Origin of the sequence: Desemzia sp. FAM 23989, assembly GCF_045528345.1 — a bacterium.
Taxonomy (GTDB): domain Bacteria; phylum Bacillota; class Bacilli; order Lactobacillales; family Carnobacteriaceae; genus Desemzia.
In genome coordinates, this window is record NZ_JBGQQT010000014.1 from 1 (window position 1) to 23,967 (window position 23,967).

The 23,967-nt window shown below is 36.7% G+C and carries 17 protein-coding genes; 15 read left to right on the plus strand and 2 right to left on the minus strand.

Going from position 1 to position 23,967, the window contains the following annotated elements; translation table 11 throughout:
* Positions 1 to 447 precede the first annotated feature (447 nt).
* The 11 genes from ACEN36_RS08750 (at position 448) to ACEN36_RS08800 (ending at position 14,504) form a co-directional block, all read left to right on the plus strand.
* Entirely contained in the window at positions 448 to 3,567 is a 3,120-nt protein-coding gene (locus tag ACEN36_RS08750) for a GW dipeptide domain-containing protein (RefSeq protein WP_407126393.1), read from the plus strand.
* Between the two features lie 153 nt (positions 3,568 to 3,720).
* Positions 3,721 to 4,692 (plus strand): LCP family protein, encoded by a 972-nt coding sequence (locus ACEN36_RS08755; protein WP_407126394.1) that lies wholly within the window; start codon positions 3,721 to 3,723, stop codon positions 4,690 to 4,692.
* Between the two features lie 136 nt (positions 4,693 to 4,828).
* Complete coding sequence (locus tag ACEN36_RS08760) at positions 4,829 to 5,995, plus strand: nucleotide sugar dehydrogenase (protein ID WP_407126411.1); 1,167 nt, start codon at positions 4,829 to 4,831, stop codon at positions 5,993 to 5,995.
* Positions 5,996 to 6,071: 76 nt separating this feature from the next.
* Positions 6,072 to 7,139 (plus strand): glycosyltransferase, encoded by a 1,068-nt coding sequence (locus tag ACEN36_RS08765; protein WP_407126395.1) that lies wholly within the window; start codon positions 6,072 to 6,074, stop codon positions 7,137 to 7,139.
* Between the two features lie 127 nt (positions 7,140 to 7,266).
* A complete protein-coding gene (locus ACEN36_RS08770) occupies positions 7,267 to 9,636 on the plus strand; it encodes a phosphoketolase (RefSeq protein ID WP_407096909.1) in 2,370 nt (789 codons plus the stop codon).
* A gap of 145 nt (positions 9,637 to 9,781) precedes the next feature.
* The gene (locus ACEN36_RS08775) at positions 9,782 to 10,549 is read left to right on the plus strand and encodes a tyrosine-protein phosphatase (protein ID WP_407096910.1); all 768 of its coding nucleotides are present in this window, start codon (positions 9,782 to 9,784) and stop codon (positions 10,547 to 10,549) included.
* A 122-nt stretch (positions 10,550 to 10,671) separates the two neighbouring features.
* Positions 10,672 to 11,568, plus strand: a complete 897-nt coding sequence (gene galU, locus ACEN36_RS08780; RefSeq protein WP_407096911.1) for a UTP--glucose-1-phosphate uridylyltransferase GalU — start codon at positions 10,672 to 10,674, stop codon at positions 11,566 to 11,568.
* 427 nt (positions 11,569 to 11,995) lie between these two features.
* On the plus strand, positions 11,996 to 12,808 hold the full coding sequence (locus tag ACEN36_RS08785) for an SGNH/GDSL hydrolase family protein (RefSeq protein WP_407096912.1): 813 nt from the start codon (positions 11,996 to 11,998) through the stop codon (positions 12,806 to 12,808).
* 372 nt (positions 12,809 to 13,180) lie between these two features.
* The gene (locus ACEN36_RS08790) at positions 13,181 to 13,369 is read left to right on the plus strand and encodes a hypothetical protein (protein ID WP_407096913.1); all 189 of its coding nucleotides are present in this window, start codon (positions 13,181 to 13,183) and stop codon (positions 13,367 to 13,369) included.
* Positions 13,370 to 13,554: 185 nt separating this feature from the next.
* Positions 13,555 to 13,944 (plus strand): YtxH domain-containing protein, encoded by a 390-nt coding sequence (locus tag ACEN36_RS08795; RefSeq protein ID WP_407096914.1) that lies wholly within the window; start codon positions 13,555 to 13,557, stop codon positions 13,942 to 13,944.
* 50 nt (positions 13,945 to 13,994) lie between these two features.
* Entirely contained in the window at positions 13,995 to 14,504 is a 510-nt protein-coding gene (locus ACEN36_RS08800) for a lipopolysaccharide assembly protein LapA domain-containing protein (protein WP_407126396.1), read from the plus strand.
* 116 nt (positions 14,505 to 14,620) lie between these two features.
* Here ACEN36_RS08800 and ACEN36_RS08805 read toward each other — a convergent pair whose 3' ends face one another.
* On the minus strand, positions 14,621 to 15,577 hold the full coding sequence (locus ACEN36_RS08805; protein ID WP_407096916.1) for a YsnF/AvaK domain-containing protein: 957 nt from the start codon (positions 15,575 to 15,577) through the stop codon (positions 14,621 to 14,623).
* Positions 15,578 to 15,737: 160 nt separating this feature from the next.
* A complete protein-coding gene (gene glmS / locus ACEN36_RS08810; RefSeq protein WP_407126397.1) occupies positions 15,738 to 17,546 on the minus strand; it encodes a glutamine--fructose-6-phosphate transaminase (isomerizing) in 1,809 nt (602 codons plus the stop codon).
* A 388-nt stretch (positions 17,547 to 17,934) separates the two neighbouring features.
* On the opposite strand from glmS, the gene ACEN36_RS08815 reads away from it, so the two are divergent.
* From ACEN36_RS08815 to ACEN36_RS08830, 4 genes are all read left to right on the plus strand, one after another.
* Positions 17,935 to 19,374: a PTS mannitol transporter subunit IICB gene (locus tag ACEN36_RS08815; RefSeq protein ID WP_407096918.1), complete on the plus strand. Its 1,440-nt coding sequence runs from the start codon at positions 17,935 to 17,937 to the stop codon at positions 19,372 to 19,374.
* A gap of 107 nt (positions 19,375 to 19,481) precedes the next feature.
* On the plus strand, positions 19,482 to 21,563 hold the full coding sequence (locus ACEN36_RS08820; RefSeq protein WP_407096919.1) for a BglG family transcription antiterminator: 2,082 nt from the start codon (positions 19,482 to 19,484) through the stop codon (positions 21,561 to 21,563).
* An 18-nt stretch (positions 21,564 to 21,581) separates the two neighbouring features.
* On the plus strand, positions 21,582 to 22,022 hold the full coding sequence (locus ACEN36_RS08825) for a PTS sugar transporter subunit IIA (protein ID WP_407096920.1): 441 nt from the start codon (positions 21,582 to 21,584) through the stop codon (positions 22,020 to 22,022).
* On the plus strand, positions 22,023 to 23,174 hold the full coding sequence (locus tag ACEN36_RS08830; protein WP_407096921.1) for a mannitol-1-phosphate 5-dehydrogenase: 1,152 nt from the start codon (positions 22,023 to 22,025) through the stop codon (positions 23,172 to 23,174). It abuts the gene before it with no gap.
* Positions 23,175 to 23,967: the final 793 nt, after the last annotated feature.

Below are 23,967 nucleotides of genomic sequence, written 5' to 3' on the forward strand. Positions count from 1 at the left end.
ACTTCAAAATCTATTACCATGGAGTAAAGAAGTTCAAGAAAGCTGCAAATAACCCTTACTGTAATACAAAACTATTGTAGCAAGGGTTATTTGTTATATCTATATACCGTTTCATTTTGCGCTTACCATAAAAAAACCTCCTGTATATAGTGTCATGCCTTTAGGCATGCAATATTATTATACAGAAGGTTTCTTTTTTTATTTAGCTATATAGTTTGAGTGGGTCTCATACCCGCAATAGCTGGCTCTATTCCCCGCAACCACTGGCTCACTTTTCCGCACAGATGGCTCTATTTGAATGCAATATTCATAAGATTCAAATGTTAATAAATTTTGAATCTTATAGGCTTTTTATAAGTGAAGAATGTTGTTTGTTTTTTTTAAATATAAACAGTATGGTATACTTAAACAGTGTTACTTTTATAATTAGTTATGGAGGATTGTTAGTTGAAAAATAATAATAAGAAAAAACTGTTTATTACTTTGTCAAGTGGAATATTACTGTCATTAGCAACCAACCAAGATGTCATTTATGCTGTTGAAACAAATAATATAGAGCATAGTAGCAATATTAATATTGAAGTAGTGAATAACTCAATTATTATTGAAGAATTAGTAGCCTATAATATGGACGATGAAAATAAGGAAGAGGTTCAAGATTTAATTGGTCAGGTTAAAATTACAAGGATTGACGAAAAAACATATAGTTTAACTGGCAATACTTTAGATAATAGTGAAGTAACGCTTGTAATTAATGATATTACCAAATATGTAAGTCAAGCGAACGAAAACGGCTATTTTGAAATGGAAATTAAAGATTTTACTGATGATTCAACTATACAGGCTTTCATAAAAGAAAATTCGGAAATTACATATGCAGCTACGCTACAATTTATTGAATATTTCCAAGAATTAGAGATAATTAAAAATGGATCAAATTTAGAAAATTCAAATAGTAATGAAAATGTTGAATTAAAAGAAGAAACTTTTCCAGAAGTAGAAGAACCAGTAGAAACACCTGTTGAAGAAGCTACTCCAGAAGTAGAAGAACCAGTAGAGAGACCTGTTGAAGAAACTGTTCCAGAAGTAGAAGAACCAGAAGAGACACCTGTTGAAGAAGCTACTCCAGAAGTAGAAGAACCAGAAGAGACACCTGTTGAAGAAGCCACTCCAGAAGTAGAAGAACCAGAAGAGACACCTGTTGAAGAAGCCACTCCAGAAGTAGAAGAACCAGAAGAGACACCTGTTGAAGAAGCTACTCCAGAAGTAGAAGAACCAGAAGAGACACCTGTTGAAGAAGCTACTCCAAAAGTAGAAAAAACAGCAGAAACACCTGTTAAAGAAGCTGCTCCCGAAGCAGAAGCACCAAAAGCTAAAATGGCTACAATGTCAACTTTTTCACTAGCTAGCACAGTTTCTACACGATCTGCTATAAATGGAGTTTATACTGTTCAGTCTGGAGATTCACTTGGAGCTATAGCAAATTCCTTTAACCTTTCCTTAAGTCAAGTATTACAGTGGAATCCTCAAATAAAAAATGCAAACTTAATTAGTGTAGGACAGAAAATTAATGTAACTAAAGAGGCATACAACAAATATCTAGAAGATAATAAAGGGAATAATCAAGCACAACCTCGTCCTTTTAAAACCAATCAAGAATTTATAGATTTTATAGCTCCTTTCGCTGTAGAAATAGCAAATGCTTATGGTAAACCACAACTATATGCTTCAGTAATGATTTCGCAAGCAGCGCATGAAAGTAATTTTGGTAAAAGTTTATTGTCATTACCTCCTTACTATAATTTGTTTGGAATCAAAGGAACGTATAATGGTGAATCTGTACCTATGGGAACTTGGGAAGACCTTAATGGGAATATTTCTAACATAACAGCTAATTTTAGAGACTATCCTTCTTACTATGAATCAATGATGGATTACGCTGATTTACTTAGAGGCGGATTATCTAGTAATTCTAATTTTTATTCTGGAGCATGGGTAATAAACACAAATTCTTATCAAGATGCCACTAAGTATCTTACTGGAACATATGCAACAGATACAAAATATAATATCAAAGTGAACAATTATATAGAGCAATATAATTTAACTCAATACGATACAAAAATCGTAGATTCAGATGTGGAAAATACTATTAATGTTTCGTATGATGCTTTAGTTTCTTTGAGTGGCTATACCATAGATACAAAACCTTGGGGAACTCCCGGCTATCAAATGGTAGATAAGACAAACACTTATTTAGGTTCTAGCGTGCGTGTTATAAAAGAAACAACTAATAGTAAGTATGCTTTGATTTCATATAATGGAACTGTATTAGGATGGGTAGACAAAAAAGCTTTAGAAATTTCTTCAGAAATAAAAGATGTGGATTCTTCTGTACCCGTTGATTATAAGGCAGAGATTTCTAAAACTGGTTATTCAATAGATACTTTACCTTGGGGAACTTCCGGTTATAGAACGATAGCTAAGTCTACTGATTATATTGGACAAGAAGTAGATGTAGTTAAAGAAGCTAAAAACGGTTCTTATTCATTAATTTCATTAAATGGTGAGTTGCTGGGCTGGATCGATAGTAAAGCTATTGCGTTTTATGATGTTGAAACAGATATTTCTTCTTCTCATGATACTTTATACAATGCAGTTATAAGCAAAACAGGATTTTCTGTTGATACAAAACCATGGGGAACAAGTGGATACCATACACTTAGCAGTACTTCGGATTATTTAGGAAGAACAATTCAAGTAGTGAAAGAAACTAATAATAAGAATTATGTATTAATTTCTTATGACGGAGAGTTACTAGGATGGGTAGATAAAAAATCACTAAGAACTTTTGAAGTTGTAACGAACGTAGCCTCAACTCAAGCTGTTTCTTATAACGCTACAATTGGTAGTACTTCTTACTCAATCGATACCATGCCATGGGGAACGGCTGGATATCAGACAATTGCTAAAACTAATGATTATGTAGGCGCTGAAGTTAAAGTTATTAGAAAAACTAATAATGGAAACTATGTACTCATCTCTATTAATGGGGAACTATTAGGATGGGTAGATAAAAAAGCTGTTCAAACATATACAGTTGATACTAATGTTTCATCATCTAAAACAGTTTCTTACAATGCTATTCTGAAATCAGGATACTCAGTTGATACGAAACCATGGGGAACTACAGGATATCAGACTATTGCTAAAACTACTGATTACAAAGGTATCCCAGTTAGCGTAACCAAAGAAAAAGGAGCTTATGCATTAGTTGAATCGAATGGTAAAGTATTAGGTTGGGTAGATAAAAAAGCTCTCCAATCGTATACAGTTGATACTAACGTTTCATCATCTAAACCAGTTTCATATAGCGCTACTATTTCAAGTTCTGGTTATTCAGTTGATACAAAACCTTGGGGAACTAGAGGATATAAAACTATTGCAAAAACGACAGATTATATCGGAAGACAAATTAAAGTAGTAAAAGAAAAAGGAGCATATGCTTTAATTTCTTTAGATGGAGTAACTTTTGGATGGGTAGATAAGAAATCATTAAGCAATTAGAACAAAATGTGTAAAAAATACGTAGTCATATTTTTTATTGCAATTGTATTAAAAATACAATTGCAATTTTTTTTTCTATTGGTACAATAATATAGAAAAGTATCGTCAATTATTGTGGCAATTTAATAAGATTGCCAAGGAAAAGGTGAAGAAATGTCACAATCAAGATCAGAAATACGAAATAAAAAAAGCGGGAAAAAGAAACCTTCGTTTATGAAAAAATTAGGTTGTTCTATCGGAATCATCTTTTTAGTGTTGCTTATAGCAGCTGGTATATTTGTGTGGAAGGTTTATAGTGATGTAACAAGTACCACAGACGAAATTTATCAAGACGTTGACAAAAATGAGCTTCGAGAAGATCCGGTTGAAGTCGGAAATAAAGAACCGTTTTCTATCTTGTTATTAGGAGTGGATACCGGTGATCTAGGTCGAACAGAACAAGGCAGATCAGACACTATGATGGTGATGACAGTGAATCCTAATACCAATCAAACATCTATCGTAAGTATACCGAGAGATACATATACGGAAATTATTGGCCGAGGTACTATGGATAAAATTAATCACGCGTATGCATTTGGTGGTGTATCTATGTCTATGAACACAGTACAAAACTTACTGGATGTACCTATTGACTACTATGTCGAAGTCAATATGCAGGGGGTAAAAGATATCGTAGATACTTTAGGCGGAGTACAAGTTACACCTGCTTTGTCGTTTGACTATGATGGACATACATTCGTTGAAGGTCAAACAACTACCTTAGATGGAAATGCAGCCCTAGCTTATTCTCGTATGCGTTACGATGATCCGAATGGAGACTACGGTCGCCAAGCTCGTCAAAGACAAATTATTGTAGCTGCAATGAGTAAAGTAGCTTCGTTATCTACTATCATGAACTACCAGGGAGTTTTAGGCACTCTGGAAAACAATATGCAGACAAACCTTACTTTTGATAACATGGTCTCTATCTTCAATGATTATAGAGGTGCTGCTTCGAATGTAGAGCAAATTCAATTGCAAGGTGCTGGAACAAAAATCGACGGAATCTATTATGCAATCATTGATGACAATGAATTAGCAACTGTCTCAGAGACACTTAAAACACAACTTGAAATTGAGTAACAGAAAAGTCCATGATTGAGTTCATGGACTTTTTACGTTATTCTAACAATTTTCAAAAAGGATTGTTTTGTGAGTGTTTTTTTGCTACCATTAGATTATTATTGAAGAGATAACTAAAGAGGAAGTGCATATGAATATGAATATTACTGTAGTAGGATTGGGATATGTTGGTTTATCTAACGCTGTTTTATTGGCGCAACACAATCGGGTACGTGCGTTAGAAATCGTTTCTGAAAAAGTAGAATTGATCAACCAAAAAAAATCTCCTATCGTGGATAAAGAGATCGAAGAATACTTAATGACTAAAGAGTTGGATCTAACGGCTACAACAGATAAAAAATTTGCATACGAAGAAACAGAATTAGTTGTGATCGCTGCACCAACAAACTATGATGATAAAAAAAATTATTTTGATACTTCTGCAGTGGAAGTAGTGATTGAAGATGTCTTAGAATATGCGCCAAATGCGACTATGATCATCAAATCAACGATTCCTGTCGGATATACAAAAGAAATCAATGAAAAGTACCATACGCAAAGTGTTGTTTTTTCTCCTGAATTCTTAAGAGAAGGAAATGCTTTGTATGATAACTTGTATCCTTCAAGAATCATTGTAGGAGCTAAAACGGAGAAAGCAAAAGCCTTTGCTGATTTAATGGTTCAAGGAGCTATTAAAGAAGATATCGATGTTTTATTCATGGAGTCTACAGAAGCTGAAGCGGTGAAATTATTTTCAAATACTTATTTAGCTCTACGCGTAGCTTACTTTAATGAATTGGATACGTATGCTGAAGTCAGAGGGTTAGATACTAAATCAATTATTAATGGTGTAGGCTTAGATCCACGTATTGGAGATCACTACAACAATCCTTCATTTGGTTACGGCGGCTACTGCTTGCCAAAAGACACCAAACAATTATTGGCCAACTATGAAGATGTGCCAAATAATATCATTGGTGCTATCGTGGATGCGAACAGAACGCGTAAAGATTTCTTAGCTTCACAAGTAGTGGCTAAAGATCCTAAAGTAGTCGGGATTTACCGCTTAACGATGAAAACAAATTCGGATAATTTTAGAGCTTCTTCGATTCAAGGAATTATGAAACGGATTAAAGCTAAAGGAATTGAAGTAGTGGTTTATGAACCTGTATTAAAAGAAGCTGAATTTTATCATTCAAGAGTTGTGAATGACTTGGAAGAATTTAAAAAGATATCTGATGTGATCGTGACAAACCGTGTTACTGAAGAATTAGCTGATGTGGAAGACAAAATTTATACAAGAGATTTATACCACAATAATTAAGGTTGACTAGACTAATTTGTGTAGCAAATGCAAATTAGTCTTTTCTTTGCGAAAAATGGAATGTTGGAGGGGTTTAATGACTCAAAGTTGGGTAGTTTTTTATGTATCCTCTCATGGATTTGGACATATGACGAGAAGTTTAGCAGTTATCGAAGAAGTAATGGAAAAAACAGATTACTACGTTTATTTAGTCTGTGGTAAATACCAAAATGATTTTGCCAGAAGTTATCTAGCAGACTATAAAGAACGGATGCAGTTTAAGGATTTTCAAACGGATGTTGGTCTAGTGACAGCTGATAACAGTTTAGTGGTAGATGCTAGAGAAACTGAACGGCAGTTAATCGATTTTGTAGCAAAATGGGAAGATATTGTTGCAAAAGAAGTAGATCATTTAAAAACACGGACAGTAGAATGCGTAATCAGTGATATCAGTCCTATTGGCGCACTGGTCGGGAATAAATTAAACGTGCGTACGATTGGGTTATCGAACTTCACTTGGGTTGAACAATACGAATACTTCTATTTAAAACAAGATATTATTGATCAATTCAAAACTGCTTATGCCTATTTTGACGAGTTTATTGAATATTCATTGGCACTCCCGATGGAAAGCATTACAGTTCCTAAAAAGAAGATTGGTTTTGTGGCTCGTGAGTTAGATTGGAGAAAAATCAGCGACCTTAAGCAATATTATGGATCTAGTATTTTTATTTCTTGTGGGAAAGCAGTGACCATAGATAATATCCACGTTGAAAATTACAGCGGAACAATTTTTACGACTAGCGGAGTAACCGTTACTGGAAGTGATCATGTAGTGAAATTGCCGGTTGATACATTAGATACACACAATTATCTGGCAGCTAGTGATATAGTGATCGCTAAAGCAGGATGGGGAACGATTTCTGAAGCCATTACGGCGAATAAAAAATTGGTGTTGATTGAGCGGGAGAGTGTTCTGGAAGATTCACACAATATTCAGTGCTTAACAAATAATCATGTAGCTCTCTCTATCAAAGAGAGCGATTTAGGGTCTTTGGATATTATGGAACTGGAAGCCATAGCGGACCGAAAGATTTCATTTGAAAGACTGAACCGTTACACTAACCAACAAGATAAAGTAGTGGACATGTTAGGATTGAATTAAACAGCTTTGGTGGGGTATATCTACTCTACCGAGGCTTTTTTTTGTTTGCTATCGTTTCAATTAATTGTATCTAGAGAAGTAAAAACGTTATAGTAAGGGCATAGAAAAAAGAAAAGGAGCCTTTACTATGACGAATTCAGCAGATTATTCTTCAAAAGAGTATTTGAATAAAGTAGATGCTTGGTGGCGAGCAGCGAACTATCTTTCTGTAGGGCAATTGTATTTGAAAGATAATCCTCTGTTAAAGCGTCCTTTAAAAGCAAACGATTTAAAAGCTAATCCAATCGGCCACTGGGGAACGATTCCCGGACAAAATATGATTTATGCTCATTTGAATCGTGTCATCAATAAATATGATTTAAACATGTTCTTTATTGAAGGACCAGGACATGGAGGTCAAGTGATGATTTCCAATGCCTATCTAGATGGCAGTTATACAGAAATCTATTCCGACATCACAGAAGATGAGATCGGTATGCAGAAGTTGTTTAAACAATTTTCTTTCCCAGGAGGGGTGGGGTCACATGCGGCTCCAGAAACACCTGGATCTATTCACGAAGGTGGAGAATTGGGATATTCGATGTCGCATGCGGTAGGATCGATTCTAGATAATCCAGATGTTATTGCAGCAGTTACGATCGGAGATGGTGAAGCAGAAACGGGAGCTTTAGCTACTTCGTGGTTTTCGAATGTATTTATTAACCCTGTAACGGATGGAGCAGTATTGCCTATACTGCATTTGAATGAATATAAGATTGCCAATCCAACGATTCTTTCCAGGAAAACAGATGAAGAGCTGACAGCTTATTTTGAAGGAATGGATTGGGATCCTATTTTTGTAGAAGGTACTGATGCAGAAAAGGTTCATTCTCAAATGGCAGAAAAACTGGATTTAGTGGTTGAAAAAATACAAACGATTCAAGATACCGCTCGTGAAAATAGTGCTGAAGAAGCTAAAATGCCTAAATGGCCTGTGTTGATCGTGCGTACCCCTAAAGGATGGACTGGTCCTGTAGAATGGGATGCAGAACCTATTGAAGGGTCATTTCGTTCCCACCAAATCCCTATACCTGTAGACCAAGAAGATACTGAGCACATGGATGCGTTAGTCGACTGGCTCAAATCGTATCGTCCTGAAGAGTTATTTGATGAAAATGGAGCTTTGGTTCCAAAAATTAAAGAAATAGCTCCAAAAAGAGAACGCCGAATGGCTATGAATCCTATCGCCAATGGAGGAATTGACCCTCAATCGTTACAATTACCCGACTGGCGGAATTATGTGCTGGACATTCAGGAACCGGGATCTGAAGATGCGCAAGATATGACGGAGTTTGGAAGTTTTGTACGGGATATCGTGACAAAAAATCCTTCTAATTTCCGAGTATTTAGTACAGATGAAATGAAATCTAATCGGTTGAATCGTGTATTTGAAGTTACTAATCGCCAGTGGATGGAGTCGATCAAAGAACCACAAGATGAATTTCAATCTGCAACTGGAAGAGTCATTGATTCTCAATTATCCGAAAATCAAGCAGAAGGTTGGTTAGAAGGATATGTTTTAACCGGCAGGCATGGATTTTTTGTCAGCTATGAAGGGTTCTTACGTGTTGTTGATTCGATGCTGACACAGCATTTCAAATGGCTGCGTAAGGCTAATGAACTCCCATGGCGCAAAAAATATTCTTCTTTAAATATCATGGCTTCCTCAACCGTTTTTCAGCAAGATCATAATGGCTATACACATCAAGATCCTGGAATTCTCACCCATTTAGCGGAAAAGAAAGCTGAATTTATTCGAGAATATTTGCCAGCGGATGCAAACTCATTGCTTGCTGTCATGGATAAAGTATTTCAATCAGAGCAAAAAATCAATTTAATCGTTTCCAGCAAACACCCTCGTCCACAATTTTATAGTATGGAAGAAGCTGAAGAATTAGCAGACAAAGGTCTGAAAGTCATCGACTGGGCTAGTAGTGATAAAGATGGCGAGCCGGATGTAGTAGTGGCAGCTGCTGGTACAGAATCAAATTTAGAAGCTTTAGCAGCAGTCTCCATTTTACGGGAACATTTCCCTAAATTAAAAATCCGCTTTATTAATGTGGTGGATCTGCTCATTTTACGTAGTCAACGTAAAGCGGCGCATGGGCTAAGTGATAAAGACTTTGATGGGTATTTTACCAAAGATACTCCAATTGTTTTTGCTTATCACGGTTACGAGGGATTGATTCGAGATATGTTTTTCGATCGGCACAATCGTAATTTGACGGTACATGGCTATCGCGAAAATGGAGAAGTCACCACTCCGTTTGATATGCGTGTATTAAATAAAATGGACCGTTTCACATTAGCTAAATCCATCGCTTCAGTTGGTCTTGGTTGGACTTCAGATGGCTTTACAAAAGAAATGGATGAGTTGCTGCAAAAACATCATGATTACATTCGTGAAGAAGGTAAAGATATACCGGAAGTAACAGAATGGAAATGGAAAAATAGTTAAATAGAAATCAAATAGAATGAGTCCTCACTGATGGGTGGGGACTTTTTACGTTGTCAATTCGCTACTAGCCATGTGGTTAGAAGTTCGCTATAATAAATAGAAGAGAAATCGCCTTGTTCTGATAGAAAATGAAGGAGTGTTTTACATGATTGATTTGCATTGCCATATTTTACCTGGCATTGATGATGGAGCTAAAACGATCGAAGATTCCATGGATATGGCAAGAACAGCTGTGGAAGAAGGGATCACTCACATTTTGGCTACCCCTCATTACAAGAATGGACATTGGGATAATGAGAAACCAGATATTTTGCCTTTAGTAGAAGAAGTACAAGAAGAGTTGGATGCAAGAGGTATCCCGTTGACCCTCTTTCCGGGACAAGAAGTTCGCATCACCGGTGAACTTATGGAAGATATTGAAATGGGAAATGTTCAGTTTATTGATGAAAGCAATCAATATGTGCTGATTGAATTTCCCACACCGTCGATTCCTGCATATACAGAAACCTTGTTCTTTGAATTGCAGCGTTCAGGTGTGACACCAGTGATTGTACATCCTGAGCGGAACCATGCCGTACTAAAAGACCCGAATGTTTTAATGCCGTTTATCGAAAAAGGAGCCTTAGCTCAATTAACAGCAGCAAGTTATACGGGTGGATTCGGGAAAGACATCCAACAAGTCAGCAAAAAGCTGATTGAGGCTAATCTCGTACATTTCATCGCTTCAGATGCGCACAATATCAATAAACGTTCATTCCATATGAAAGCAGCCTTCGAGAAGTTGGAAAAAGAATATGGTCCGAATAAAGTAGAAGAATATCAACAAGTCACGAAGGATTTGGTAAATGGAGAAGTTATTGTCCCTCCGACTCCAATGAAAATCAAACGAAGTAAATTATTTGGATTATTCTAGCAGCGTTTTTAGGCTTGGTGAGTAGACCAATTATACTAGGAAAAGGTGTTTGGATTTAGTATACTTGTAGAGAGTCTTATGAATGAATAAGTCATTTAAAAAAGTAATCTAGGAGGAAAGAAATGAAAAAAGTAAGAAAAGCGGTTATTCCTGCAGCAGGATTAGGGACAAGATTTTTACCTGCTACAAAAGCGATGGCAAAAGAAATGCTGCCGATCGTAGACAAGCCAACGATCCAATTTATTGTGGAAGAAGCGATTCAATCAGGAATCGAAGAAATCTTAGTGGTGACTGGTAAAAGCAAACGCTCGATTGAGGACCACTTTGATTCCAATATTGAATTGGAAGAAAATCTAAAAGAAAAAAATAAACTTGAGTTGTTAAAGCTGGTTGAAGAAACGACAAAAATCAAGTTGCATTTCATTCGTCAATCTTATCCTAAAGGTTTAGGGGATGCAGTGTTGCATGCTAAAGCTTTTGTTGGAGATGAACCATTTGTTGTTATGTTGGGGGATGATCTGATGATTGATAAAGAACCCTTGACGAAACAATTGATCAATGAATACAATAAAAATAAAGCTTCCAATATCGCTGTAATGGAGATACCTAAAGAAGATACTTCTAAATACGGCATCATTGATCCAGAACGTCAAATCAGCGAAAAGCTGTATAACGTACGTCAATTTGTTGAAAAACCTGCACCAGAAGAGGCTCCTAGTAATTTAGCGATTATCGGACGTTACTTATTAACACCAGAGATATTTACTATACTTGAAAATCAAGAACCAGGTGCTGGGGACGAAATCCAATTAACGGATGCGATTGATAAGTTAAATACGACACAACGGGTTTTTGCGCATGTTTTTACTGGAAAACGATATGATGTCGGGGATAAATTCGGCTTCATGCAGACAAGCATTCAATATGGACTAACTCACCCGCAAATCAAAGACGATTTAGCTCAATACATTATTGAATTAGGGAAAGAATTGGAAAGTAAAAGCACGAAGAAGAAATAAAAAAAGATCTTCATCTTCTAGCGTTGGTAAAGAAATTTTCTCCGGTCTACGGGGTTGCTTATGGAGAGCCATGGGAACGCCTTGAGCCGGAAACGCGTCTCAAGGCTTGCAAGCGTCAAACTTAGCGTAACGGCTAAAGCCTAACGCTAAGTAATTCCCATTGCATCCTCTTTCATGGCTATAAGCAACCCCGTATTCCTCCAAAAAATCCTAGGAATGAGTTTTTAACGGTTTAGAATTAATTTTTTTTCACTTACCAATGTCAAATGATATAGAACCATAAAAAACAATGGAACAGCTGACTCTTTTATAAATAAAGAGTCAGCTTTTTTTTGAATGATTGATTCTGCTGAGAATGATATTCTGTGTTATACTGCAGATAAAGAATTTTTGGACGTACTTGAATAGTATATAAGGAGCTTCACGAATGAGGGGTTTAAGTAAGAGCAGAAAAAAATGGTATATGGTCGGAGTTGTGATACTGGTGCTAGGATTCGTAGTCAGTATTTATATACTGAGCCGGAATGACCGGAAACAAGCAGCAATGACGGCTAATTATGTCAATTCAGATGCTTATCAGCGAGAAAGTATATTAGATCGAGCTAGGTTCGTATCCCAAAGAGATGGAATAATGAATGTAGTAGTTTTAGGCAGCAGTGTGACAAAGGGGTTAGGGGCAACTGAGACCCAGCCTGTATGGGGCAGATTGCTTGAACAGCATTTGAATGCTTATAGCGAGATCAACGTGAATGTGCAGAATCATGGCTATAGCGGCTACAGTACTTCGGACCTGATACAAAACAACAAAATTGTGCCGGTTATTGAAGAAGAACCAGACATGATTATTTTTGAGTTGTGTTTAATCAATAATAATCGTTATCCGCAAAATACTCTTGTTCAAACAAAAGCCGATATCCAGTGGATCATGGAGGCTTTTACTAGAGAACTGCCGGATACATTGGTTATTTTCACGACAGCCAATCCTACGATCTATAATGATGTACTCCTTGCAGACGGGAAAATAACTTATGATCAGTACAATAAAGAAATCGCTACGTTTATTACCGAACAAAATTGGCCTTTAATCGATATCTATCAATTGATGCAGACAGAATTAGAAGAAGAGCATGTAGCTGTAGAGGCTATTCTGGATGATCATGTCCATCCGAATGGCGATGGTTATCAGTTGTGGTTTGATGTAATGGTAGAGAAGTTGAGTGTTCCGGTGAGTGGGTTGTAAACAGTAGTTGCTAGATGAAGTTTTTTGTATAGCCAATACAAAATAGAGGATACAACTAGAGGAGACCTAAAAATAAAATTAGATGTGAACCAAGTGAAAAAGTAGTGAAAAATATAGATAAACAACAAGCTGGAGGTTTGCTGATAGAGAACGGATTTGGTTATTTGATTCAGCAGAAAAATTAATGAGTGATATGATCATCAGTCAATCAAAAAAATATGATGCTAATATAAGTTATAAAAAATAATCAGTTGTCAGTTAGATAAGTTCAAAGCATCTTTCGATGAGAGACTACAAGCATATCATTTGCCATTTTACTCGATTTTTCTTATTCTTAGAGTATAGTAAAAGTCATTGAGGAGGCTAAATAGAATGAGTCAAAAATTTGATGATTTGAAACAAAAACTTAAGAATGTTGATAAAGCGCAGATTGGTGATTTAATGAAAGATTTTCAACGGGCTAAGGAAGACGGGGAAATTAATGAAAAAGAACGCCAAGAACTGATGGATGCAGCTAAAAATGCAATAGGCGATAGTGGTTTCAAAGGATTTGGACTCTAACTTAAACAATTAAAATAATAAAGCTTAGATCTGTATTGGTGGTACTGATCTAAGCTTTTTCTATTTTAAAAATGATTGAATTGACATGAATACAATTTTACAGGCGTTATTGTTTAGCAAAATGAAAGAATAGCGTATAATAAATTTATAAAGCAATTAAAAATTCATAGAAAAGAGGAAATCGTATGACAAAAGCAGGCGCGTTTTTAAAAGGAGCAGCAATTGGGGCAGCTCTAGGATTGTTATTTGCTCCGAAATCTGGAGAAGAGTTAAGAAAAGATTTAATGAAAAAAAGAGAAGAAGCAATGGGGACTGCCAAAGGATATGCGGATATGGCAAAAGAAAAAGGTGCTGATTTACAACAAGTAGCTAAAGATGCTTCAGATGATATTCGTGTAACACTAAAAGACGGCTATGAAGAAGTAAAAGGCCAAGTGCAAGATACTGCTGATCAAGTAAAAAGTGATGCAGAGGATGCTAAAGATACTGCCAAAGAAACAGCTGAAGAAGTAAAGAATGAAGCTGAACAAGGCAAAGCTGAAGCTGATGCAACGGTACAAAATCCTCAAGATTAAGTTGGCTTTTTATCGAATTCATTAAGTATGATTAATGAAGGAGGAAAAAAATGGGACTAGCTATAAGTATCATATTGCTTTTATTGGCTGCAGCATTGATTTTCTTGAACATTGATGCCACTTTGCAACTGAACTTAGGATTTACGGAAATGACTGTTCCTTTATGGGCTGTCATGGTAGGGTTTTTGGTGATAGGTTTGGTTGCAGCATGGCTGATGGCTCTTTCAAAAGAAAGAAAAAACAAAGAGACTCTAAAAGAAAAAGACGAAAAGCTAAGAGATCAAGATGACAAAGTAAGAATAGCAGATAAGACAAAAGAAGAGGCTGTAGTACAAGCTAAAAGAGAATCAGAATCTGAGCTGATCAGAAAAAATGCTGAGATCGAAGGTTTGAAGAAACAAATAGATAGTCTTGAGGATGAACTGAATAGGCATTTACCGAATCATTCCACTTCAGGTATGGAAACGAGTACACAGCATCAACCTGTTGAAGCTCCTATTACTCGAACAGAAAAACAGTCGACTGAAGTGCAAGTAGAACCAAGCGATAAAAGAAAATAAATAGAAAAACTCATCATACAAAATCATCTTGCGATTGACTTGTATGGTGAGCTTTTTTATCAACAGAAAAAAAGTAGGACGAATTCGTCCTACTTTTTCTTTACCATCTAATCGGCTTAAGATCTTTTTAAGTCATCATCATTATCAACAGTGACATCACCTTGAGTATCGACGTCTAGATCTTCTTTACGAAGTGTTTCAGATACTTCTTTAGTTTCTTCTTTAGTTTCTTTGTTTACAACAACTTCATCTGTAACTACTGGACGTTTCGTTACTTCAATTTGTTCTTCTGTAATAGGAATAGTAATTTCTTCTTCATCACCTAGGACTCCGTCAGCTGGTTCATTACCAGTAACAGGTCGTTTTTCAATCGTTACTTCCTCATGTTTTACAGGTACTTCTACTGTTTTTGTTTCTTCAGTAACGTTTTTCTTAATATTAACTTCACCAGTTTGAACTTCATTTGTATCTACGTCTAATCTTTCTTCTTGTAGAGTGATTTTATCCGTATCATCTACTGAATGATCTGTTAGAGTTGGATCAACCTCAGGAACTGGATCCGGATCAGCCACTACATTATCTCCCGGAGTTAAAGCAGGATCAGGCATAATACCTTCTCCAGGCAATGGAGTAGGATCAATTACTGGCGGTACTGCGGTAGGGCTTGAAGTATCTAATGTATCTGCGTCAGTAGTATTTACATTATCTGCACCCATGTTAGGGTCACCATCTACTAGCACAATGATATTTCCGTTATCAATGTCTTCTTTGTAGTTATATAAAACATCGTCATCACGATTGTAATCGGGAGAGTCGTAAGAAGTTTCATCATAAGTGTCTACAGTAAAGACATCTTTGATTTTATCCCACATCGATTTGTCGTCATCGTTATCTGTTGCTCCATCATAATTCGTGGTCACATCTACATCTGTGTCCATTGAAATAGAATCTTTAACAGATGAATTAGTGACTAATGTAATATCATTTTCTGCATACCCTCGAGAAACTAAGACGTCAATTGCTTTTTGTGCTTCTTCTATAGATAAATAACTTCCTTCTACAAATTTGCTCATTATTGATTTCCTCCTTATTTCTTCTTGGTTATTTGATACAACTACATTGTACAAATTTTCGACACATTTGGCTAATGATATGATTTGATGAAGATAAAACTAAGGAAAAAGCTTCCACATAGACGATATTCATCGTTTATGCAGAAGCTTTATCGAAACATTATTCAACGGTAACGCTCTTAGCCAAGTTTCTTGGTTTGTCTACATCATTACCACGGTGCAAGCTAGTGTAGTATGCAATCAATTGAGTCGGGATGACACTCACGAGAGGAGTCAATAATTCATGAACTTTTGGTAATACATAAGCATCGCCAGCTTGTTCTAAGCCTTCCATAGCAATGATCATACTGTGAGCTCCACGAGAAATAACTTCATGTGAATTTCCGCGTGTGTGCCCAGCCGTTTTTCCGTCTGTAATGATCGAAATAACAGGAGTGCCTTCTTCAATCAAAGCAATCGTTCCATGTTTCAATTCTCCGGCCGCAAAGCCTTCTGTTTGAACATAAGAAACTTCTTTCAATTTTAAGGCAGCTTCCATAACCAGGTAGTAATCAACACCGCGTCCAATATAGAATGCATTACGGCTGATACTCAAATGAGTTAAAGAAAGCTGTTCAAAAATTTCTTTGTCATCAATAACGGATTCAATAGCATTGGCTACGATCCCAATTTCGTGAGCAATATCGATTTCGATAGGCAATCCCTTAGCTTTGGCCACTAATTCAGCCAAAATAGATAGCACCGCAATTTGCGCTGTATAGGCTTTAGTAGAAGCAACAGCAATTTCTGGACCAGCGTGCAACAATAATGTAAATTGTGCTTCGCGAGAAAGAGTAGAGCCAGGTACGTTAGTAAGTGTTAGAGATGGGTAACCCATTTCGTTTACTTGGACTAATACTTGACGACTATCAGCCGTTTCGCCACTTTGTGATAAGAAGATAAAGAATGGTTTTTCAGTTAATAACGGCATATTGTAGCCGAATTCGCTTGATAAATGCACTTCTGTAGGAATTTGAGTCATTTTTTCAAGCAATTGTTTTCCTGCCCATCCCGCATTGTAACTTGTACCACAAGCCACGATATAAATACGGTCACTAGCTAAAACAGCCTCCAAAATTTCAGAATCCATTTCTAATTTGCCGGCTTCATTTTGGTAGTTTTGGACAATTTTCCGCATAACAGCTGGTTGTTCGTCGATTTCTTTCGCCATGTAGTATGGGTAAGTGCCTTTACCTAAATCATTTGCGTCTAAATGTGCGGTATAAGAATCGCGTTCGATCACTTCACCAGATAAATCTTCGATCTGAATGCCTTCATTTGATAATGTAGCTACTTCACCGTCCATCAGCTCGATGAATTGATTCGTTTCACGAATCATAGCCATTGCATCACTACAAATCACATTAAATCCATCACCAGTACCTAATAGTAAAGGGCTTTTGTTTTTTGCTGCATAAATCACATCTGGATTTTCGTTATCTACTAATGCTAAAGCATATGAACCTTTTAAAGTAACGATAGCTTTTTTAAAAGCATCCATTGTATCTAATCCTTCAGATTCAGCAAACCAAGCAATCAATTGAACGATGATCTCAGTATCTGTATCACTGTGTAATGGAACATTAGTTAAGTAAGCATCGCGTACTTCTGTAAAGTTTTCGATAACACCGTTGTGAACGATAGAAAAACGACCACTGTTTGATTGATGCGGGTGAGCGTTGTCTACACTTGGAACTCCGTGAGTTGCCCAACGAGTGTGGCCGATCCCTGAAAAAGCCGAAACAGATTCATCCACTTTATCTCGTAAAGCAGCAATACGTCCTTTTTCTTTAAATAAATGACCCGTTTTTTGATTATCCATCACGTAGATTCCTGCTGAATCATACCCGCGATACTCTAAAGTATCTAAACCATTTAACAAAATTTCTTTTGCATCTTTATTTCCGATATATCCTACAATTCCGCACATTCATTATTCCAACTTTCTATGGTATTTTTTAATTTTTAACTTGCGTGTAGTAGATGCCAACCAGCTCGTAAAACGTACGATATTAATCAGTTTATTTAATTGGTATAGACAATATCAGGAACGCTTGGCAACGAGAACAACTAAATAGTACAGCACTAGCAAAAAGATGTCAATGAATTGTTTTATTTTTATTTAAAAATTGGTCTATACGAAATGCGCGGAGGCAAATAGGCACTCTAAAAACAGTAGTGCTGTCAGCGTATATAGTAAACATACTCTTGACACAAACGGGCGTGACAAAGTTGACAGTAGGATGCATTGAAAACGTGTTCAATAAATTGTAAGCTTTTACATGAGAAAAGGAATATTATTTAAAGGAGGAAATGTCGTGGAACAAACAGTATCAAAGTCAAATACAGGAAGAAAGTCGGCCGTTCAAAAGTTTGGTAGTGCTTTAAGTGGGATGGTGATGCCGAATATTGGCGCTTTTATTGCATGGGGGATTATTACTGCCTTATTTATCGGAGACGGTTATCTACCAAATGAACAATTGGCCACTATTGTAGATCCAATGTTGAAATTCTTATTGCCATCATTGATTGCTTATCAAGGTGGGTATAACGTATATGGTCAACGTGGAGCAGTAGTCGGAACGATCGCTACATTTGGTGTCATCATGGGTTCAGAAGTACCTATGTTGATTGGAGCTATGGCTCTTGGTCCATTAGGCGGTTATTTAATCAAGAAATTTGATCAAGTCTTTGGAGACAAAATTAAAACGGGACTGGAAATGTTGGTCAACAACTTCTCAAGCGGTATTATTGGTTTTATCATGGCAGTCATTGCCTTCTATATTGTTGGACCATTTGTTCAAACCTTGACAGATATTATGGGTCAAGGCGTAGCGTGGATCATGAATGCTGGTTTGCTTCCATTAGCAAATATCTTTATTGAACCAGCAAAAATTTTGTTCTTAAATAACGCTATCAACCATGGTATTTTGACACCATTGGGTATTGAACAAGCTGCCGAAGCAGGCAAATCGATTCTATTCTTATTAGAAGCTAATCCTGGTCCTGGTTTAGGTATTTTAGCAGCGTACATGGTTTTTGGTAAAGGTTCATCTAGATCTTCTGCTGTTGGAGCATCAGTTATTCATTTTGTTGGTGGGATTCATGAAATTTACTTCCCATACGTATTGATGAATCCATTATTGTTCTTAGCTGTTATTGCTGGTGGGATCGCTGGTACCTTTACAAATGTACTCATGGGTTCAGGCTTAGTTGCAGCTGCATCTCCTGGTTCAATCTTTGCAATTTTAGGGATGACGGCTAGAGGCAGTCACATAGGCGTTATTCTAGGGGTGCTTGCAGGTGCAATAGTTTCCTTTGCAGTAGCCGCTTTGATATTGAAAACAACTAAAGTAAAAGATTCAGATGAAGAATTTGACGCTAAAGTTCAAGAATCTCAAAATCTTAAGTCACAATCAAAAGGTCAATCTGTTACAGCTCCTGTAACAACTTCAGTGAGCAACGTGAGTGATTCAGCAGTGTCTAAAATTATTTTTGCTTGTGATGCAGGAATGGGTTCAAGTGCAATGGGAGCTTCTCTAATGCGTAAAAAAGTCAAAGAAGCGGGATTAGACATTCCTGTTACAAATTCTTCTATCAGCAACTTGCAAGATGAAGAAGGGTTACTGGTTATTACACAAGAAGAATTAACGGACCGAGCTTCTCAGAAAACTCCTGGGGCAACTCATGTGTCTGTAGATAACTTCTTAAGCAGTCCTAAGTACGATGAAGTTGTGAATCGTTTGAAAGAACAATAATTGAACCATTCATAAAAATTTAATAAGGAAAGTGGTGTAATTTATCTTACACTGCTTTCCTGTTTATTGATTTAATGAGAAATTTTTTTCCAGAGAGGAGGAGGAAATTGTATCTATCTAATCGAGAAAAGAAATTGGTAAATATATTTTTGGAACAACCAAATGGTGTGACGATCGATTATTTGAGTGAACAATTATCTGTCAGCAATCGTACCACTTATAGAGTCATTTCCAGTATGGAAAGTGCGTTAGCTCAGTTCCAAATAAAGTTGACTCGAGATACGAAAGGGTATCGTCTGATCGGGAAAGATGTTTTTTTAGAAAAACTAAAAGAACAAGTCAGCTCTCCCCTAGAAGAACTGTCAGTCCAACAAAGGCAAAGCAAATTGATCATCACATTATTGATGGAAAAAGAAGAGGTCAAAATGGAGTCTCTTGCCATCGATTTAAATGTCAGCGTGGGAACGATTCAGTCAGATTTAGTCTCTATTGAAGAAGTATTTAACGAGTACCAAATTAGAATCAACAGGCGAAAAGCAAAAGGAATCATAGCTGAAGCTTCTGAAAGTAACCGGCGTTTGATCATCAGCGGGCTGATTACCAGTGAAATCAACGAATACGATTTTTTTCAATTGTTTGATCGAAGCAATCAATTAAAACAAGAACGGTGGAAAAACATTCATAACCCTTTTCTGGATGAATTAAATCCTGAAGATCTTGAATATGCTTATAAGGCATTGAAAGAGATAGCGGGATTCAATACCGAAGAAGTGACGGATACTCAATTTCAACGTTTGGTCATTCTATTGTGTATTTCTATTACACGAATGAAACTGGGGCTGTTGCTGGATGAGATTCAATTAAATACACCAAAGACGATAGCCCATAGTAAAAAAAGTCAAATGATGGCAACCAAAATTATGGAAAATATCCAATTGGTTTATCATTTGGAAACCTTACCCATAGAAGAAAAGGAGTTTTTAGCTCTGCAGATTCAGGGGCTGAACATTCCTCTAAAAAATGAATTTTATGAAGATTTTGATGTCAATCTAGGGTATAAAGTTCGTGAATTGATTCGGCTGGTTTCAAAAGATCTGGGTTGGGATTTTTATCTGGATGAGACTCTATATCAGGATTTGCTGCAGCACGTATCTGCAGCATTAAATAGAGCACAAGCTCCTATGCCAGAAAGCAATAATCCGTTGCTCAATAAGATTTTTGAGGAGTATGAAGAAATCAGTTTTTCGGTACAAAACAATTTAAAAACCATTTTTCCAAGTACGAAATTTTTGTCGAATGAAGTAGTCTATATCGTTATCCATTTTGCGTCTGCTTATGAACGAAATCCACGTACTCAATCGTTGTCCGTACTTGTTATTTGCTCAAGCGGGGTTGGCACAGCCAAAATCTTGGAAAGCCGGTTGAAGAAGCACATTCCTGAAATTACAGAGATCGAAATTTCCCAAATCTCGCAATTGAGCAATGTGCATTACGAAGAATACGATTTGATTCTTTCGACAGTATTTCTTCAAGGTTTTGAGACGGAGTATAAAGTGGTCACGCCTCTTCTAATGGATGATGAGGTGAAGAGTATCAAGTTGTACACCCGACAAATATTAGCAGAGAAGAAAAATAAAAAGGAAATGCAAGACCAATTGTATTCCCATAATCATGCAGAAGAGAATGATTTTAAAGATTTCTTCGAAAAATTGTCTGAAGTGAATACTGTTCTAGAGAATTTTGATTTGATTCTTATCAATAATCCCTCAAATATAGAGGATTCTCTAACCTTAATGTGCCAGAGGCTTGAAGGGGAGATCGTATCAAATACTAGAGAGGTAAAAGAAAAATTAGTCAAACGAATGGTACTAGCACCTATTGGATTGCCTAGCACCAATATGGCGTTGTTTCATTGTATTGATGAAGCGGTCCTGAAACCTTATTTTGCTATTTTTGAATTATCGCATCCCTTCCAAATTCAGGCTATGGATAAGAAGAATCTTCAGATGAAACGTGTGTTGATGATGCTGGGTCCCGATCCATTAAGTAAAAAAACGCAAGATATATTAGGGGCGATCAGTGCAGCGATTGTAGAAAGTTCCGTCAATATGGAATTATTTAATTCAGGCTCAAAAGAATTGATCAGTCAATTTTTAAATCATTTGTATTTAGAAAAAATAAAAGCTTAGTGAATAGGAGAATAGTAGATGAGTATTTTAAACGAAACGAACGTGTTATTAAATCAGACAGTTGAAAGCAAGGATGAGGCGATTAAAGCAGCAGGGAAATTACTGGTACAAGGAGGATATGTTGAAGAAAGCTATATTGACTCTATGTTGGAAAGAGAACAAACCGTTTCTACCTATATGGGCAACTTTATTGCGATCCCTCACGGAACAGATGGATCAAAAGAATCCATCAAAAAATCTGGGATCTCTGTAGTACAAATTCCAAATGGAGTCAATTTTGGAAAACCAGATGAAGATAAATTAGTGACCATCGTTTTTGGAATTGCTGGAGTCGGTGATGAACATTTGGATATCTTATCTCAAATTGCAGTGTACTGCTCAGAAATTGAGAATGTAGTGAAACTGGCTGATGCGAAATCGGAAAGTGAAATCGTTCAGTTGTTGGGAGGAATCGATTAAATGAAAGCTATACATTTTGGTGGAGGTAATATTGGACGAGGGTTTATTGGAGAAATTTTAAATCAAAACGGATTTACCGTTGCTTTTGTAGATGTGAATAAAGACATTATTGATGCGTTGAACCAACATAATTCCTACACGATTCATTTGGCTGAAGAAGAAAAATCAACAGTGAAAATTGATAAAGTTTATGGTATCAATAATGGAACAAATCCTGAAGAAGTTGTTGATTTATTTGGCGAAATAGATCTTGTTACTACGGCCATTGGTCCGAAAGTTCTGCCGTATATCGCACCTTTGATTGCTCAAGGAATTCAACAAAGAAAAAAGAGCAACAGTACACAACCATTGGATATCATTGCCTGTGAGAATATGATAGGGGGCAGCAGCTTTTTAAAAGAAGAAGTGACTAAGCACTTAACAGAAGAAGATCTAAGTTATATGGAGAGTTACATTGGATTTCCAAATGCTGCCGTTGACCGGATCGTTCCAGCTCAGACTCATGAGGATGTATTAAGCGTTACTGTCGAACCTTATAAAGAATGGGTAGTTGACAGTGAGGAATTGAAAAATACAGCGTTACAGATTGAGGGGGTTCATTATGTCAAAGATTTAAATCCTTTCATCGAGCGAAAATTGCTTACAGTAAACACAGGTCATGCTGCTACAGCCTACAATGGGAAATATGCCGGGTATCACATGATTGATGAGGCTTTGAGAGATGAAGCCGTCTTACAAGATGTGAAGAGTGTACTGAACGAAACAGGAGCATTGATGATCCAAAAATGGAACTTTGATGCAACAGAGCACCAACAATACATGGACAAAATTTTAAGCCGTTTCAAAAACCCTTTTATTTCGGATGACATTAGCCGAGTAGGCAGAACGCCTATTCGAAAACTAGGGTATGATGAACGATTCATAAAACCGATTCGTGAAGCCTATGAACGTCAATTAAATGTAGAGGCATTGATCCAGACAGTAGCGAAAGCTTTTTGTTACCGCGATGAGAATGATGAAGAAAGTCAAGAATTAAGCCAACTATTTGCGGAAAATACGGTTGCTGAAGTGGTTCGCCATGTGACGAAATTAACGGATGAAGAGCTCATTTCAAAAATAGTTGCCGAGTATGAGAGTTTAGAAAAAAGATAAAGGGAAGGGCGTATATCAAAATGGGATACTCCCTTTTGATATATCGACAGCAACTATTGCGGTCTGGTCGTAAAAAGACACGTCATACGCATGAAAAAATTTAAATAAAAAATAGAATTACGAATCCTCTCGTCTCTGGTATGCTAAAAGAAAAATGCGGAGGTGGGCGACATGAATGAGATTTTCTATCTGCTGAGTGAAGTGGAAGACTTCGGTCTTCATTATGAGAAAGACCTGCTTTCTTTGAACTTCCCGAAATACTTAGACACGCTTTTTAAGCTGTGACTCGTTTGAAGCTTGAAAGTCTGAAGACTGCAGGCTCCAGACGGTCCCATGGCTTTCCGCAAGCAAACCCGTCCATTCCGGAGGAAATTTCACCCCATAGAGCCGCCCCTACTTATTAAGAGAACGTTTTAAAAAGAAGACTTTAATTTTTGAGAGAAAGTATTTTTCATGCATATGACGTGGTACAAAGAGTATTTCTGTTGACAGAGTTTTTTTCGTTTGTTATGATAACTTCAGTTTCGATTAAGTGCGCACTTGATCTAGAAATAAAACTCAAAAAATACTATACAAAGAGGAGGAAACCAAATGTTGATGTTAAACTGTTGTTGTTCATGTTGTTCAAAAAACTCATGTCACCAGTTATCATCGTATGCGGTTTCTTTCTGTTAAATATCCATAGTATGTAAATAACGTACTATTGAGTGATGCGGTTTTCAATGGAAAACTGTATTCTTTTTCAGCTAAACCAAATAGGTAGAATAACGGTGCATGAGAATAACCATTTCTC